Source organism: Streptomyces sp. NBC_00989 (genome assembly GCF_045162655.1).
GTDB lineage: Bacteria > Actinomycetota > Actinomycetes > Streptomycetales > Streptomycetaceae > Streptomyces.
This window is the reverse complement of record NZ_CP108728.1, coordinates 5,055,996-5,070,566: the sequence shown is the minus strand read 5'-3', so window position 1 is coordinate 5,070,566 and position 14,571 is coordinate 5,055,996. Positions and strand designations below refer to the sequence as shown.

Annotated in this window: 11 protein-coding genes and 3 pseudogenes; 3 read left to right on the top strand and 11 right to left on the bottom strand. The window is 70.1% G+C overall.

The features are described 5' to 3' along the window. Positions 1-74 precede the first annotated feature (74 nt). Positions 75-1,013 (bottom strand): M56 family metallopeptidase, encoded by a 939-nt coding sequence (locus tag OG714_RS22135; RefSeq protein ID WP_406123390.1) that lies wholly within the window; start codon positions 1,011-1,013, stop codon positions 75-77. Between the two features lie 231 nt (positions 1,014-1,244). Beyond that, complete coding sequence (gene fahA / locus OG714_RS22130; RefSeq protein WP_406123388.1) at positions 1,245-2,459, bottom strand: fumarylacetoacetase; 1,215 nt, start codon at positions 2,457-2,459, stop codon at positions 1,245-1,247. A gap of 196 nt (positions 2,460-2,655) precedes the next feature. Here fahA and OG714_RS22125 point away from each other — a divergent pair, with 196 nt between their 5' ends. Together OG714_RS22125 and OG714_RS22120 are read left to right on the top strand one after the other, a co-directional pair. Further along, positions 2,656-3,927 carry an ATP-grasp domain-containing protein gene (locus tag OG714_RS22125; protein WP_406123386.1) on the top strand — a complete coding sequence of 424 codons (1,272 nt, stop codon included), beginning with the start codon at positions 2,656-2,658 and terminating at the stop codon, positions 3,925-3,927. Positions 3,928-3,991: 64 nt separating this feature from the next. Next, positions 3,992-5,236, top strand: coding sequence for an NAD(P)-binding domain-containing protein (locus OG714_RS22120; RefSeq protein ID WP_406123385.1), 1,245 nt, complete (start codon positions 3,992-3,994; stop codon positions 5,234-5,236). A gap of 57 nt (positions 5,237-5,293) precedes the next feature. Here the strand turns inward: OG714_RS22120 and OG714_RS22115 are convergent, their stop codons facing one another. Together OG714_RS22115 and OG714_RS22110 are read right to left on the bottom strand one after the other, a co-directional pair. Continuing rightward, positions 5,294-5,971 (bottom strand): formylglycine-generating enzyme family protein, encoded by a 678-nt coding sequence (locus OG714_RS22115; RefSeq protein WP_406123383.1) that lies wholly within the window; start codon positions 5,969-5,971, stop codon positions 5,294-5,296. A 3-nt stretch (positions 5,972-5,974) separates the two neighbouring features. After that, positions 5,975-6,715 (bottom strand): hypothetical protein, encoded by a 741-nt coding sequence (locus OG714_RS22110; protein ID WP_406123381.1) that lies wholly within the window; start codon positions 6,713-6,715, stop codon positions 5,975-5,977. 64 nt (positions 6,716-6,779) lie between these two features. On the opposite strand from OG714_RS22110, the gene OG714_RS22105 reads away from it, so the two are divergent. Continuing rightward, positions 6,780-7,328, top strand: coding sequence for a hypothetical protein (locus OG714_RS22105; RefSeq protein ID WP_406123379.1), 549 nt, complete (start codon positions 6,780-6,782; stop codon positions 7,326-7,328). 25 nt (positions 7,329-7,353) lie between these two features. Here the strand turns inward: OG714_RS22105 and OG714_RS22100 are convergent. The 7 genes and pseudogenes from OG714_RS22100 to OG714_RS22070 form a co-directional block, all read right to left on the bottom strand. Beyond that, a pseudogene (locus OG714_RS22100) lies at positions 7,354-7,886 on the bottom strand (hypothetical protein). A 50-nt stretch (positions 7,887-7,936) separates the two neighbouring features. Next, a complete protein-coding gene (locus OG714_RS22095) occupies positions 7,937-8,242 on the bottom strand; it encodes a helix-turn-helix domain-containing protein (RefSeq protein WP_406123377.1) in 306 nt (101 codons plus the stop codon). A 1-nt stretch (position 8,243) separates the two neighbouring features. Then, positions 8,244-10,046 (bottom strand): protein kinase domain-containing protein, encoded by a 1,803-nt coding sequence (locus tag OG714_RS22090; RefSeq protein WP_406123375.1) that lies wholly within the window; start codon positions 10,044-10,046, stop codon positions 8,244-8,246. 399 nt (positions 10,047-10,445) lie between these two features. Continuing rightward, a pseudogene (locus OG714_RS22085) lies at positions 10,446-10,553 on the bottom strand (DUF397 domain-containing protein); the annotation flags it as partial. A 10-nt stretch (positions 10,554-10,563) separates the two neighbouring features. Continuing rightward, positions 10,564-11,058 (bottom strand): annotated as a pseudogene (locus OG714_RS22080) (Scr1 family TA system antitoxin-like transcriptional regulator); the annotation flags it as partial. Positions 11,059-11,185: 127 nt separating this feature from the next. Next, a complete protein-coding gene (locus OG714_RS22075) occupies positions 11,186-12,349 on the bottom strand; it encodes an arabinogalactan endo-beta-1,4-galactanase (RefSeq protein WP_406123373.1) in 1,164 nt (387 codons plus the stop codon). Positions 12,350-12,419: 70 nt separating this feature from the next. Then, on the bottom strand, positions 12,420-14,426 hold the full coding sequence (locus OG714_RS22070; protein ID WP_406123371.1) for a beta-galactosidase: 2,007 nt from the start codon (positions 14,424-14,426) through the stop codon (positions 12,420-12,422). Between the last annotated feature and the right edge of the window lie 145 nt (positions 14,427-14,571).

Here is a 14,571-nt window from a genome sequence, read left to right as displayed (position 1 = left end):
GGACCGGGGTGCGGGGACCCCGGTAGGCCCCTCGGAACCAGAGCCCTCGGAACAGTGCCCTCGGAACAGGGCCCTCAGCCCAAGGCCGTGAGCCCGGGTGCGAACACGATCAGCAACGGGAGCAAGGGGACCAGGGTCGCCACCGTCGTCGTCAGGGCGCGGTGACGGCGGCCGAGCCTCGGGCTGGGGTCCAGGAGGCGGTTGACGCGTTCGCCGAGGAGGCGGTGGCTGGAGGCGCAGGAGAGGACGCCTCGGTGGTTGTTCAGCTCGATGAGGGCCAACGCCGTGGTCAGGTGACCGCACTGGCGGGAGGCCGTGTCGTCGGCGGCCAGCTCGACCAGACGGTGGGTCTGGTCGCAGAAGTGGGCGAACAGCGGGATGTGCGGGAACCCGGAGGCCAGCGCGGTCGACAGGTGCAGCAGCCAGTCGTGGTGGGCGCGGGCGTGACCGCGTTCGTGGGTGAGGACCGCGTCGAGCTGGTGACCGGTGAGACGGTGCAACGCGCCTGTGGTGACGACGAGTTGGGGCGGATGGCCGGGCATCCACCAGGCGTCCGGGTACTCGTCCTCCAGGACCAGGAGGGGGCCGCGCGCCGGGGGCAGGCCGGCCGGCAGGTCGGGGGCGCGCTCGCGCAGGTGCGCGCGGGCCTCGCCGCGACGGCGGCGGGCCTCGGCGAGTTCGCGGGCCAGCATCGCGGTGGTCCAGGCGGCGCCGCAGGCCAGTGACAGCGTGAGGGCGACCGCCCAGACGGGGGCGGCGGAGAGGTCGTAGGCCGCGGTGACGGCCGGGGGAGCGGGGGCGAAGACATGATCGCGGACGGTGTGGAAGACGGCGGCGGCGCCCAGGACCAGGGCGGCCAGGCAGCACAGCAGGACCGTGGCGACCAGGCACTGCCACACCCACAGGCCGACCACGGGTTCCCGCTCGGGCCACACGGCCCGGGTCAGCGCGCGCGGAGCCGGCACGGCGGCCGAGAGGGCGACGACGCTCAGCAGGAGCAGGCAGACAGTCATGCCACGGGCTCCGGATCCTGGTCAACGGAACGAACAGAGGGAACGGGCGGAACGGAACGAACGGAAGGTGCGGGTGCGGCTGTACCCGAGGGCGGGTACACGACAGGTGTGCCGCCCGCCGTCAGTATGACTGCACGGGCGGCTGGAGTCAGGTGTACAGAGACCACCGGACTCGTCACACCCGCCGGCCCCCGCGCCTCGGACCCCGCCGACCGCGCCGCCCCTCGCGCCTCAGTCCCGCGCCACGATCCGCCCGGTGACCTCGCCCAGACCCACCCGCGTGCCGTCCACGCCCGGCGCCCACGCCGACAGGGTCACGACATCCCCGTCCTCCAGGAACGTCCGCTTGCCGTCCGGGAGTTCGAGGGTGTCGCGGCCGTTCCAGGTCAGCTCCAGCAGCGAACCGCGCTCGCCTTCCGTCGGCCCGCTGACCGTGCCCGAGCCGTACAGGTCGCCGGTGCGCAGGGAGGCGCCGTTGGCCGTCATCTGGGCGAGTTGCTGGGCGGCGGTCCAGTACATGGTGGAGAACGGCGGCTCGGACACCGTGTGGCCGTTGATCGCGACGGAGATGCGGAGGTCGTAGCCGCCGGGTTCCTCGGCCGAGTCGTCCAGGTAGGGGAGGAGTTCGTGCGTGCGCTCCGGCGGTGCCACCCGCGACTCCTCCAGCGCGTCCAGCGGGGTGATCCACGCCGACACCGACGTGGCGAAGGACTTGCCGAGGAACGGGCCGAGGGGGACGTACTCCCAGGCCTGGATGTCGCGTGCCGACCAGTCGTTGAGGAGGCACAGGCCGAAGACGTGTTCGCGGAAGTCGGCGAGCGGCACCGGCCTGCCCATCGTCGAGGGCGCGCCGACCACGAAGCCGACCTCCGCCTCGATGTCCAGGCGGATCGACGGGCCGAAGACGGGCGCGGGGTCGGCCGGGGACTTGCGCTGACCGGAGGGCCGTACGACGTCCGTGCCCGAGACCACGACCGTGCCGGAGCGGCCGTGGTAACCGATCGGCAGGTGCTTCCAGTTGGGGGTCAGCGAGTCGGGGGCGTCGGGGCGGAAGATGCGGCCGACGTTCCGGGCGTGGTTCTCCGAGGCGTAGAAGTCGACGTAGTCCGCGACCTCGAAGGGGAGGTGCAGGGTCACTGCGGAGAGCGGGTGGAAGTACGGGGTGATCGTCTCCTGGTGGGACGGGACCGTCACCCATGCGGTCAGCGCGCGGCGGACGTCCGACCAGGCGGTGTGGCCCGCCGCGAGCAGGGGGTTGAGGGTGGGGTGCGCCAGGAGGGAGACGTACGGCGAGCCGAGCGCCTCCGCCGCCGCGCCCGCGTCGAGCACGTGGTCGCCGAGCCGGATGCCGACCGTCCGTTCGTCCGAGCCGACGGGCGAGAAGACGCCGTAGGGAAGGTTGTGCGGGCCGAAGGGGTCGCCCTCGGGAAGATCGAAGGGGGGCATGGGTGCTGCCTCACTCTCGTGCGTACTCGCATGTGGCCGCGCCACACGTTACGGGTGAGTTGCGGGAACCGGCAGTGTCTAAAGAGTTCGCAATGTCCGAAAAGGCCTTGTCGGAGGAGGCAATTCCGGCTTAGCGTCCTTTGGGGGACACGGACGGGGTGGGTCCGGTCCGTAGGGGGGACACGTGGGGGGACCCGTGGCCAAGCGCACCAGCGGCGTGCCTTTCGAGGCCGACCGCGAAGTGCCGGGCCTGATCGTGAAGTTCGGCGACTATCCGCTGCATCACGGCGGGGTGGGTGCGATCCGGAGTCTGGGCCGGCTCGGCGTGCCGATGTATGCGATTACGGAGGACCGTTACACGCCCGCGGCCGCGTCCCGCTATCTGGAGCGCGCGTTCGTGTGGCCGACGACCGGCACGGAGGAACCCGGGCGACTGGTGGAGGGGCTGCTGCGCGTCGGGCGCCGAATCGGCCGGCCCGCCGTCCTCATCCCCACCGACGAGGAGGCCGCCGTCCTGATCGCCGAGCACCAGGACGTGCTCGGCGCCCGCTTCCTCTTCCCGCGTGTGGAACCGAAGTTGCCGCGTCACCTCGCGAGCAAGCAGGGCCTGCACGAACTCTGCGTGGAACACGGCATACCCAGCCCCGCGGCGGCCTTCCCGCAGTCGTACGACGACATCGTCGAGTTCGCCGAGAAGGCCCGCTTCCCGATCGTGGCCAAGAACAGGGAGGCATTCGTACGGCGTTCACGGCCGGCCGTGAACGGTACGACGAGGATCGCGACCCGCGAGGGGCTGCTCACGCTGGCCCGGGACTGGGGCGAGCACCCCGGGGTGATCCTCCAGGAGTACCTGCCGAGGGAGGAGGCCGAGGACTGGATCGTGCACGCCTACTTCGACCAGGACTCGACCCCGCTCGCCCTGTTCACCGGCGTCAAGGTGCGCTCCTGGCCGCCGCACGCGGGCATGACGGCAAATGCGTATGTCGTGGATAATCCGGAACTCGCGGACCTCGCCGCACGTTTCATCAAACAGATCGGCTTCACCGGAATCATCGACCTCGACCTGCGCTTCGACCGGCGCGACGGTCAGTACAAACTGCTCGACTTCAACCCCCGCATGGGCGCCCAGTTCCGACTCTTCGAGAACGAGTCGGGGGTGGACGTCGTCCGCGCCATGCACCTCGACCTGACCGGCCGCTCCGTCCCCGAGGGGGAGCAGCGCGCCGGCCACCGGTACATCGTGGAGAACATCGACCTGCCCGCCCTCCTCGCCTACCGCCGCAGCGGCTATACGACGCCGCACGCGCCGGCGCGGGCGAGCGGGACGGAGCTGGCCTGGCTCGCGGGTGACGATCTGCGGCCGTTCTTCACGATGCTTGCCCGCTTCGTGCGGCCGGGCGCGAAGCACCTGTATCAGCTGTGGCGCACCAACCGGCGCGGCAGCGGCACCAGTAGGAACCAGCAGTAGCCAGTGACCCCTGGCAGCAGCACCAGCACGAAGTGACGAATTGAACGTCCTGGGGAGGGACTTCGTGATTCAACCGGTAGCAGTCATCGGCGCCGGGCCGTTCGGCCTGTCCACCGCCGCGCATCTGCGGGCGCGCGGCATTCCGGTTCGTGTCTTCGGCGAGCCCATGGTCAGCTGGCGTGACCACATGCCCGCCGGGATGCTCCTGAAGTCGACGCCCGCCGCCTCCAACCTCGACGCCCCGCAGCCCGGCCACAACCTCGTCGACTACTGCGACGCGGCCGGCATCCCCCGCCTGGTCACCGACGAGGACATCATCCCGGTGGAGACCTTCATCGCCTACGGCGAGTGGTTCCAGCAGAAGCTGGTGCCCGAGCTGGAGCGGGTGCGGGTCGTCTCCGTGGACCGGAAAGCGGACCGGAACGGGGACCGGAACAAGGGCGGCGGCTTCGAACTCAAGCTGGACTCGGGGGAGTTGTTCACAGCGAGGGCGGTCGTGGTCGCGACCGGACTGTACGGCCTCGACCATCTCCCGCCGGAGCTGGCAGCCGCGGCGGTCGACGGGCCCGCGCCCACCGCTCCCGTCTCGCACAGTTCGCAGCACCACGACCTGAGCAGGTTCAAGGGCAAGGAGCTGATCGTCGTCGGCGCCGGGCAGTCCGCCCTGGAGACAGCGGTGTTGGCGGCGGAGGCGGGCGCGAACGTGCGGATCGTCTCGCGCGGGCACGGCCGGGTCGCCTTCGGCGCACCTCCGTGGAAGCAGCCGAAGCTGCGCCCCGAGTCGCCGTTCGGGCGGGCGTGGTCGCTGTGGGCGCTGAGCTACTACCCCCAGCCGTACCGCTACCTCCCCGAGCAGACCCGGCACTACCTGGTCCGCCGGGTGCTCGGGCCGCTCGGTGCGTGGTGGCTGCGCGAGCGGTTCGAGGGGAAGGTGCAGGTCAGCGAGGTCGAGCGGATCGTACGGGCGGAGGCGGACGGGGGCGCGGGCGCGGCGAACGGCCGCCCGGTACTCACCGTCGCGACGCCGGGCGGAGGGACGCAGCAGCTCACCGCCGATCACGTCATATCCGCGACGGGGTACCGGGTGGACATCGCGGCGATGGACTTCCTGGGGCATGAGCTGCGCACCCAACTGGCGGTGAGCCGGGGTACGCCGAAACTCGGCGCCGGGTATGTGTCGTCCGTGCCGGGCGTCTACTTCACGGGGCTGCCGTCGGCGTCGTCGTACGGGCCGGTGATGCGGTTCGTGTGCGGGACGGAGTTCGCGTCGCCGAGGCTGGCGAAGCATCTGGCGTCCGCGCACGGGTAGTTGGCGACCGGATGTCGGCGACCTGGTGGTCGGCGACCGGGTGGTCGCGGCGGGGGCTCAGCCCGTGAGGGACCGGGCGACGCGGAAGCCCACGTCGTCCACCCGGAAGGTCGGGTGGCTCCGGCGGCGTACGGAAGCGCGGCAGCTCCAGTGCTCGTCGAACCAGCCGCCGCCGCGCAACACCCGGTAGGTGCCGTAGACCTCGGGGTCGTAGAGGTCCCAGCACCACTCCCACACGTTGCCCAGCATGTCGTGCAGGCCCCAGGGGTTGGGGAGTCGGCCGCCCGGTTCGTGGGGCCGCTCCTCGGAGTTGCCGCGGTGCCAGGCGATGTCGTCGAGGGGGCCGTAGCGGGGGCCGCTCGTCCCCGCCCGGCACGCGTACTCCCACTCGGCCTCGGTGGGGAGGCGGTAGCCGTCGGCGAAGGGGGCGCGCAGGAGTGGTTCGCCTTGGGCGTCGAAGTCGTAGGCCGGGGTCAACTCCTCTTGCTGGGAAAGGGAGTTGCAGAAGAGGACCGCGTCCCGCCACGACACGGTCTCCACGGGGAGGTGGTCGCTGCCCTGTGCGGTGCTCGGGTGTTCACCGGTGACCTGGGCGTACTGCTCCTGGGTGACGGGGAGGGTGCCGAGGCGGAAGGGGGCGAGGTCGACCGTCCAACTGCGTTGCGTGCGGCGGTCGGTGAGGGTGACCTGGCCGGGTGGGACGGGGACGAGGTCGATGTGGGTGGTCGTGCCCATGCGTTAGGTCAGCTCCGTGAGCATCGGGCCCAGGCGGGCGGCGAGTTGGGGATCCGAGCGGTCCAGTTCCATTGTCGTGGCCGTGATCGTCGCGGTCAGGGCGCGGCGGAGTTCGGGGTCCGTGAGGGAACGGACGAGTGTGGATTCCAGCGGGGCCGTCACCTCGTCCGGCAACAGGTGGGCGCCCTTCGAGTACGCGGTGGGGAGGTCCAGGCGTAGGCAGGCCAGGGTGATCAGCTGGTCGCGCAGGGCGTTGATCCAGTGCGCTGCTTGCCAACTGCGGCCCCGTTCAAGGCAGATGCGGGCGTGCAGGGCGTGGTGCCAGGCGAAGCCGATCACCGTGTCGCGGTCGGGCGGGGGGAACGGCGGCTGGGTGTGCGGGGTACCGAAGAGTGTTCGCCAGGCTGGACCCCGGGCGCCGAACTCCGACTCCGGGGCGAAGGTGAGGTCCAGCTCCACCCATCCGGGCAGCAGGAACACGCGGATGAGGCCTGCGCCGACCGTGCGGAGGTCCCAGTGGTGCCGGGTGCCGAACTCGTCGTGGATCCACGCCGTCCACCGGTTCACGGCGTCGGCGACCCCGGTCTCGCCACGGACACCCAGCACGATGTCCGTGTCCGACCAGCGGTCGCCGGTGCCGGTGGCGAGCGAGCCGGTGTACGCGAGGCCGGTGATCGAGTCGTCGGCCTCGGCGTGGGCGAGGAGTTGGGCGCGGGTGCGGTCGCGTTGTTCAGGGGTGAACATGCCTCGATGATGCCTGGCAGGCCTTCGCCACGGGTTGTCAGTGGGGCAGGGCATCATCCGGTGGATGCGCTACACGACGTGGACTTCGGATCGGATGTTCGTCTCCTACGGGCAGTACTACCTACAGGGCGACGAATTTCTCAGCGAGTACGACGACGCCGACACGGTCCGGCGGATCTTCGCGGGGAACAGCCTGGCCGCAGGAGGCCCGGAACACCTCACCGTGCTCGCGGGCACGCACACCGGCCGGATACGCCTGACCACCCGGCAGTGCGCGGACGAACCACCGCTGCCTGGCGATGAGTGGGAGACCGTGGTGGACGTGAGCATTTGCAGTACGAGTGGCGTCCTGCGGCTGTTCCGGTGGGGCGGTGACGTCGAGGAGGACGCCGGGAACTTCGCGACGGGCGGCGCGGGTTGGTATCGCGTCCGTGTCCAGGCGCGTGGACGCGATGAAGGCGAGGGGTACGCGGGCGACACCCCGGTGGAAGAACACGTCCTCAGCGTGTGGCCGGCGCCGCCTGAACCCGACACCGTGCACCGCGCGAACGACACGTTCGCCCGCACGCACTATGACCCAACCCGGCCTCCCGGCCAGCCTGTTCAGCCCTGATCGGAGGTCTCCGAGTCGGGGTGGGTCAGTCCGTCGCGCGGCGGGGACAGGACGCACGCAGAGCAGCCGGCTTCTCCGTGTCGGTGGTCTCGGCCGCAGTCGCACACGTGAGGATCCTGAGGTCGGTGCCAGCAGGAATCAGGGTGTCGATGTCGAGGGCGATGTCACCCACCAGTGGATGCTCGATGGTCACGTGGTCGCCGGCATAGGGGCCGACAGTGCCGTTGGACCACAGAGGGCGAAGCGCGGGTTGCTTCGAAGCGAGCGTTCGACGAGTGAGGCAAGACGTACGTCATGGGGATGGGCGGCGGCCGTCACACGGAGGTCGGCGACGAGGTCCTCCTCCTGCGCTTCGATGCCTTTTCCTGGCCGAATGAGCCATGCCGCAATCGGTTCCAGTCCTCGGCTGCCGCTCGCCGGGAACGTCCCGGCAACGAGACTGCGCTCGTCCCAACCGTACGCACGGGGACGGGGATCGCCGATCGCGGCCGTCCACATCCTGTTCCAGCCGAGGATGGTCCAGTCGGCAGCGAAGACCGCGGCGGGAACGTCTCCCAACTGCCGTACAAGTCGCTGCGCGCTCAGGGGTATCTCCCTGGAGACCTTCCCTACCGAGGGCGGTGCGAGGTCGGCGCAGCGAAACAGATGGTCACGCTCGGACGGTCGAGACGCAGTGCTCTGGCCAAAGCGGTGACCACTTGGACCGACGGATTGCGAGCACGGCCCTGCTCCAGCAGCATCACGTAGTCGACCGATATGCCCGCCAGACCGGCCAGCTCTTCGCGGCGCAGTCCGGAGATGCGCCGCGCCCCGCCCAACGTCAGCCCGCTGTCCTGCGGTGACATGCGCTCACGCCAACCGCGCACAGCCATGCCGAAGTGGTTCATCGCTGCCATGTCGGCGATGTCGGCCATGTTATTGGAGGGTCCACGTCTGGTTGTCCCAGGCGTTGCATTCCCACAGGACCACCACCGTGCCGCTCGTGCCCCCGAAAACGGTGACGCATTTCTGTGACTGATCGGCCACCAGTTCCGTACCGGAGAAGTGGAATTGCTGGCTGGAGTCGCCGCTGCACGCGCTCAGTTGGATCTCGGTCCGGTCGTCGCTCGCTCCGCCGGCCACGGTCATGCATTTCCCCAAGGAGCGGAAGGTGTCCCCCGATCCGGTCTGCCAGCGCTGTGCCGCGGAGCCGTCGCAGGCGACATGGACCAGCTGGATTCCCTCGGTCCCGGCGCCGCCGCTCAGGCACTTCTGCGTGGCGGGGACCACCAGGGCATGGCCGACGGCCGGGTCGACCGTTCTACCAGATCCGCTTTCCTCGGATCCGGCATTGCCTCCGGACTCCGGCTCGGAGTCCTCCTGCACGGTTGTGGACGTCGGCTTCGAAGAGGTGTGCGGCGTCGGAGACTTGGCGCCGGAACTCGCGGAGCGGGACGCCTTGGGGGAGGAGACCGTGGGCGCGGATGTGTCCGTGGACTGCTGGGTGGGGTTGTCGGCCGGGAGCGGGCCGTCGGACGCGGTGGCGCTGCTCTTCCCCGTTGGCAGGTTGGTCAGCAGTACGGCGATCGTGATCAACAGCGCCGTGGCGACGGCCGCGGCGAGCACGACCGGCTTCTTCGAACGGCCTGGGGGCCGGTGCGCCTGTTGGGCGGTCGTATCGGGCTGTGGAGGTTCTACGGGTGGCTCGGCTGCGGAGGCATCGTCGGTTCCGCGGTCAGAGTTGAGCCCCGATGGCGATGGCGATGGCGATGGCGATGGCGATGGCGATGGCGATGGCGATGGCGATGGCGACGGCGATGGCGATGCGGACTCGGGCACTGGGTTCGCGGCCGGAGCCGGAGCCGGAGCGTCGTCAGCCACGGCCATGGGGTGGGCGGCGGGTGGAACAACAGAGGGCCCCGCTGCGCCTGCCGGTCTTCGCAGCATGCGTTCGGCCTCCTCGGCCGACAGCCGGTCGGCCGGTTTGGCCACGAGCAGGCCCTGGATCAGCGGGGTGAGTGGTCCGGCACCGCGCACTTCGGGGGCCGGTTCCATGGCGATGGCGTACATCGTCTGGGCCACCGTTTCCCGGAGGAACGGTGAGCGGCCCTCGACCGCTTCGAAAAGCGTTGCGCCGAGTGCCCACAGGTCGGCCTCCGGCCCGGGTTTGGCGCCGACGAGGCGTTCGGGGGCCATGAAGTCGACCGACCCCACGAGTTGGCCGGTGCGGGTGAGCGCCGAGGTCTCGACGGCCTGGGCGATGCCGAAGTCGGTGAGGACCACGCGGCCGTCCTCGGCGAGCAGCACGTTGGCCGGTTTCACATCCCGGTGCAGGACCCCTGCCCGGTGCGCGGCCCGCAACGCGGCGATCACGCCCCGGCCGATCCGGGCGACCTCGTCGAGCGGGACCGTGCCGTACGCCTTGATCCGGTCGGCGAGGGTGGTGGAGCGCACGTACTCCATCACGATGGTGGGCCGGCCCTCGTCGTCCACGACGTCGTGGACGACAACGACGTTCGGGTGGCTGATCCGGGCGGCGCTGTGCGCCTCGCGCCGGGCGCGTTCGAAGAGGGTGGCGAGTTCGGCGTCGTCGAGTTGGGGCTGGGAGTGGAGCTTCTTCACGGCGACCTGGCGGCCGAGGAGTTCGTCGTGGGCGCGCCAGACGGTGGCCATGCCGCCCCGGCCGATGCGGTCGAGGATGAGGTATCGGCCGGCGATCAGCCGTCCTTCGTCGGACACCGAGGGTTCCTTTTCTCTGCTTCAGGACCGATCCGGCCGACGGCGCCACGGGGTTCCTCCGGCCGACCGCACGCCCAACGTCCCCTCGCCTACGGCTGGTTGAGGAGCATTGTGGCAGCGAAGGGCCCGGAAGCAGCCGCTTTCTACGGCGTGCCGGGCCCGGTTGTCGCGCGCGGGGCGACTCCAGGGCTGTTGGTCGGTTCCATGAGGAGCAGGGCCCGGCCGCGAGCGGGGCGGCGCCGCCGTCTCACGTCATGAAGGTCCGGCGACCGTGGTCGACGAACTCGCCGGGCCCTTCGCGTGCCGATCATCCTCTACGAGGGCGGCAGCGGCCTAGGGGGCAGGGTAGGGACAGCAGTACTACCCACGGCATTGCTCCAACCAACTCCAAGGGCGGGGCTAGTTGTTCGAGGCGTAGGGGATGAAGTCGGTCCAGGTGGTGGGGCTGAAGGTGAGGCGGGGGCCCCGGGTGTTGTGCTTGGTGTCGCGGATGTGGATGGTGGCGGGGGTGGTGGCTACTTCGACGCAGGAGTCGCCCTCGGTGCCGTCGCTGTAGCTGCTCTTCTGGGAGCACGGGCCGCTGCGTCAGCAGCAGCGCCCGCATGAACTCCTCTGTCTGGAGCAGACCGTGCACGTTGTGGTTGCCGTAGGAAAGCACTTCGACCGCCTTGGCCTCCATCTGCTGCAAGTCCCGGACCTTCTTTGGGTACTGGACCCGGGCCACGTCCTCCTTCATCGCCGAGATCAGTCCACCCGCGTCCAACACCTCGTCGGACTTGTCCAGATACTCAGGCCGAGGAATCCGCTTCCCGCCCTCGATCTTGTAGACCAGGTCCTCGCCGTACCCCACCGCCACCGCGAAGTCCGGGACCCGCATCCCCACCGCCTCGCGCCGCAGCCTCAACTGGCGCCCCACCGTCGCGAGGACCGCCAACCCCCACTCGTCGTCCGGGTCGACCTCCCAACCCGGCTCGTCCGCCTCGCCGTTGACCTGCTCCGGTTCCCTGTCCACGCTCGCCCCTCCGTCGTACGGCCGTGCCGCAACGCCCCCTACCCGTACGGCCCCTGCCGACAGCCCGGACAGCACTGGACAAGCACCGGACAGTAACCGTACGGGTTGGACTCGTCACTCGCGGGCGTTACGACCGGTAGCGGCCCAGCGTCCTCAACCCCGGCAGCGCCTTGTCGTCGAAGTCGAACAGGGCGAGGTTCTCCCACGCGTTGCCGGACGTCGGGTCGGTCGGGTCCCAGCCGTCACCGGCCCGGTACGTCCACACGCCTTCCCAATAGCAGTAGCCCAGGCCCTTGTTGCCGGGGACGTTCGCCATCAGGTCGGCCACCGTGCGCAGCCACGCCGCCTGGCCGGCCGGGGTCGCCGGGTAGCCCTCCGTCAGCTGCGAGGGGTCGTACATGATGTCGTTCGTCGCGTCCTCGCTCTCCAGCGTGAACGGGTACGCCGTCTCCGCGATCAGCACCGGCTTGTCGTAACGGGCCGAGATATCCGCCAAGTTGGCCGCCGCGGCCTCCGGGGCGCCGTGCCAGAACGGGTAGTACGACTGGGCGATGATGTCGAAGTCGACGCCGTCGGCGACCACGTTGTCGTACCACCAACGTGATGTGCCGTTGTCGCCGCCCGAGGCGATGTGGAGCATCGTGCGGATGCGCGGGGTCGTGTCGCGCGCCGCGTTCAGGCCCGCCTTGAGGAACGTCGTCAGGTTGCCCCAACCCCCGGCGTCGTCACCCCAGTTCTTGCCGGTCGGCCAGAGCAGCCCGCCGTTGATCTCGTTGCCGATCTGGACCAGGTCCGCCGGGGTGCCCTGGCGGCGCAACGCGCCCAACACGTCGGCCGTGTGGTCGTAGACCGCCCTCGTCAGGCCCGCCACGTCCAGGTCCGCCCAGGCCGCCGGCTTGGTCTGGTGGGCCGGGTCGGCCCACGTGTCGGAGTAGTGGAAGTCGACCCAGATGCCGATCCCCGCCCGGCGCAACCGCTTGGCCAGCGGCAGGATGTGCTTCTTGTTGTTGTAGCCGTCGGCCGGGTTCACCCAGACCTTGAGGCGGGCGTGGGTGATGCCCGCGTCCGCGAGGATGCGGATCGGATCGTCGCGGCGACCGTCCGCTCGGCGGTACACCGCGCCGGACGCCTCGTCCTTGGGGAGGGACGAGATGTCCATCCCCCGGATCTCCAACCGGCGCCGGTCCGGGGCCGTACCGGTACCGGTGCTCGCCACCGCCGGTGTTGTGCCCAACACCGGCACCGCGAGTGCGGCCGCACCCGCCGCCGTAAGAACACTGCGTCTGCGCATAACGAAGTTCCCTTTCAATGACACCAATTGACAGCGATGGCAGAACTGAGCTGCGGGGCAACGGAGTTGGTCAGCGCGGGTCCCGGAACACCTCCACCCCGCCCGCCGGTACCGCCGCGCGACTCCCGTCCGGCAGCACCACCTTCACCTCGCTCCCGGTGTGGTTCACCGCGAAGCGAAACGTCCCCGACTCGCCCTCCCGTACGACGAGTTCGACATCGCGCGGCAAGCCGACGGGTGTGATCCCCGCGTCCGCGAGGGCGAGGTCGACGACGGCGGCCAGGTCGGCGCCCGTCAGCCGCGTCGCCAAGTACCACGCCGCCCCCGACCCCACCGCGTGCCGCGTCAGCGCCGCCCCACCCGCCGTACGACCGTCCGCGAAGACCGCGACCGTCTCGCAACCCGCACCCGGAACCACGACCTCCGACCACAGATCGGCCTCGTACAGCGCGCCGTCCGTCCCCCGGACCGACACCGTCTCGCCCGGCAGCAACGGGTCGAACTCCTCGACCGTCAGCCCGAGTACGTCCCGCAGCGACCCCGGATACGCGCCCGGATGCAGCGTGTCGTTCTCGTCGACGATCCCGGAGAAGAAGGAGACCAGTACCGTCCCGCCCCGCGAGACGTACCGTTCCAGATCCGCCCCCACCCCGACCGGCGCCGCGTACAACTGCGGTACCACCAGCAGCGGATACCGCTCCGGGTCCAGGTCCCCCAACCCCGTCGGCGGCAGGAAGTCCACCGTCAAGTGCCGGTCGTACAGGGCCTCGTAGAACGAATCCAACCGTTCCCGCGCGTCCAGGTCCTGGCTCGGCCGCCACTCCAGGCTCTGCGCCCACCAGGAGTCCCAGGACCACACCATCGCCACGTCACCGCGTGTCCGGGTGCCGCGCAGACCGGCCTGGCTCAAGTCGGCGACCCGGCTGCCGAGTTCCGTCACCTCGCGCCAACCCCGGTTGTCCGTACCGGAGTTCGCCAGCATCGCCGTGTGGAACTTCTCCGCCCCCGACTGCGACTGCCGCCACTGGAAGAACATCGCGCCCTCGGAGCCTCGCGCCACGTGCCCGAGTGAGTTCCGCGCCATCTCACCGGGACGCTTCGCCGGGTTGTACGGCTGCCAGTTGACCCCCGACGTGGCGTGTTCCAGCAGCAGCCACGGACCGCCGCCCGCCACCGAGCGCGTCAGGTCCGCCGCCAGCGCCAGGTTCACGTGGGTGCGGCGGCCGTCCGTCATCAGGTAGTGGTCGTTGGTGACGAGGTCGACCTCCTTGGCCCAGGCCCAGTAGTCGACGCCCTGGCCCTGGCTCGGGGCGACCATGAAGTTGGTGGTGACGGGGACGCCGGGGGAGAGGCGGTGCAGGATGTCCCGCTCGGCACAGAAGTTGGCGCGGGCCTGCGCGTCGGCGAAGCGGCGGTAGTCGAGTTGCTGGGTGGGATTGCATACGGACGGGGTCGCCCGGGGCGGAGTGATCTCCTCCCAGTCGCCGTACTGCTGGCCCCAGAACGCCGTTCCCCAGGCCTGGTTGAGGGCGCCGAGCGTGCCGTAGCGCACTCGCAGCCAGTCCCGGAAGGCCGTCGCGCAGGTGTCGCAGTAGCAGGCGAGGACCGGGGCGCCGTACTCGTTGTGGACGTGCCACAGCACCACCGCCGGATGGTTGCCGTAGCGCTCGGCGAGGGCCGTCGTGATCGTGGCCGCCGCCGCCCGGTACTCGGCGTTGGAGTGGCATATCGCGCCCCGCGAGCCGAAGGCGAGGCGGACGCCCTCGCGGGTCACCGGGAGCGCGTCAGGGTGTGCGCGGTAGAACCACGCCGGCGGTACGACAGTGGGCGTGCCGAGGTTCACGGAGATCCCGGACGAGTGCAGCAAGTCGACGACCGTGTCGAGCCACTCCCAGTCGTACTCGCCAGGACGCGGCTCCATCCGGGCCCAGGAGAAGACGCCGAGGGAGACGGCCGTGACCCCGGCCTCCCGCATCAGCCGTACGTCCTCCTCCCAGACCTCCTGCGGCCACTGCTCGGGGTTGTAGTCACCTCCGAAGGCGAGCGGCAGACGGTCGTGCGGGGCGGGGGACGGCATGGGTTCACTCCCGGGGGATCAACGACTGAGGCGGCTAAAAAGCAAGCGATTCTGTGATCGTGCACATGGATGGTTGTGGCGTCCATCCGTCAGCAACAAGTAGGTAACCCCAGGGTTCATCCATTGACAAGGGTCCGAAACAATT

Excerpts from the sequence above, each read along its gene's own strand:
- OG714_RS22135 (WP_406123390.1), bottom strand. The coding sequence starts at position 1,013 with ATGACTGTCTGCCTGCTCCTGCTGAGCGTCGTCGCCCTCTCGGCCGCC.
- fahA (WP_406123388.1), bottom strand. The coding sequence starts at position 2,459 with ATGCCCCCCTTCGATCTTCCCGAGGGCGACCCCTTCGGCCCGCACAAC.
- OG714_RS22115 (WP_406123383.1), bottom strand. The coding sequence starts at position 5,971 with ATGGGCACGACCACCCACATCGACCTCGTCCCCGTCCCACCCGGCCAG.
- OG714_RS22110 (WP_406123381.1), bottom strand. The coding sequence starts at position 6,715 with ATGTTCACCCCTGAACAACGCGACCGCACCCGCGCCCAACTCCTCGCC.
- OG714_RS22105 (WP_406123379.1), top strand. The coding sequence starts at position 6,780 with ATGCGCTACACGACGTGGACTTCGGATCGGATGTTCGTCTCCTACGGG.
- OG714_RS22095 (WP_406123377.1), bottom strand. The coding sequence starts at position 8,242 with ATGGCCGACATCGCCGACATGGCAGCGATGAACCACTTCGGCATGGCT.
- OG714_RS22075 (WP_406123373.1), bottom strand. The coding sequence starts at position 12,349 with ATGCGCAGACGCAGTGTTCTTACGGCGGCGGGTGCGGCCGCACTCGCG.
- OG714_RS22070 (WP_406123371.1), bottom strand. The coding sequence starts at position 14,426 with ATGCCGTCCCCCGCCCCGCACGACCGTCTGCCGCTCGCCTTCGGAGGT.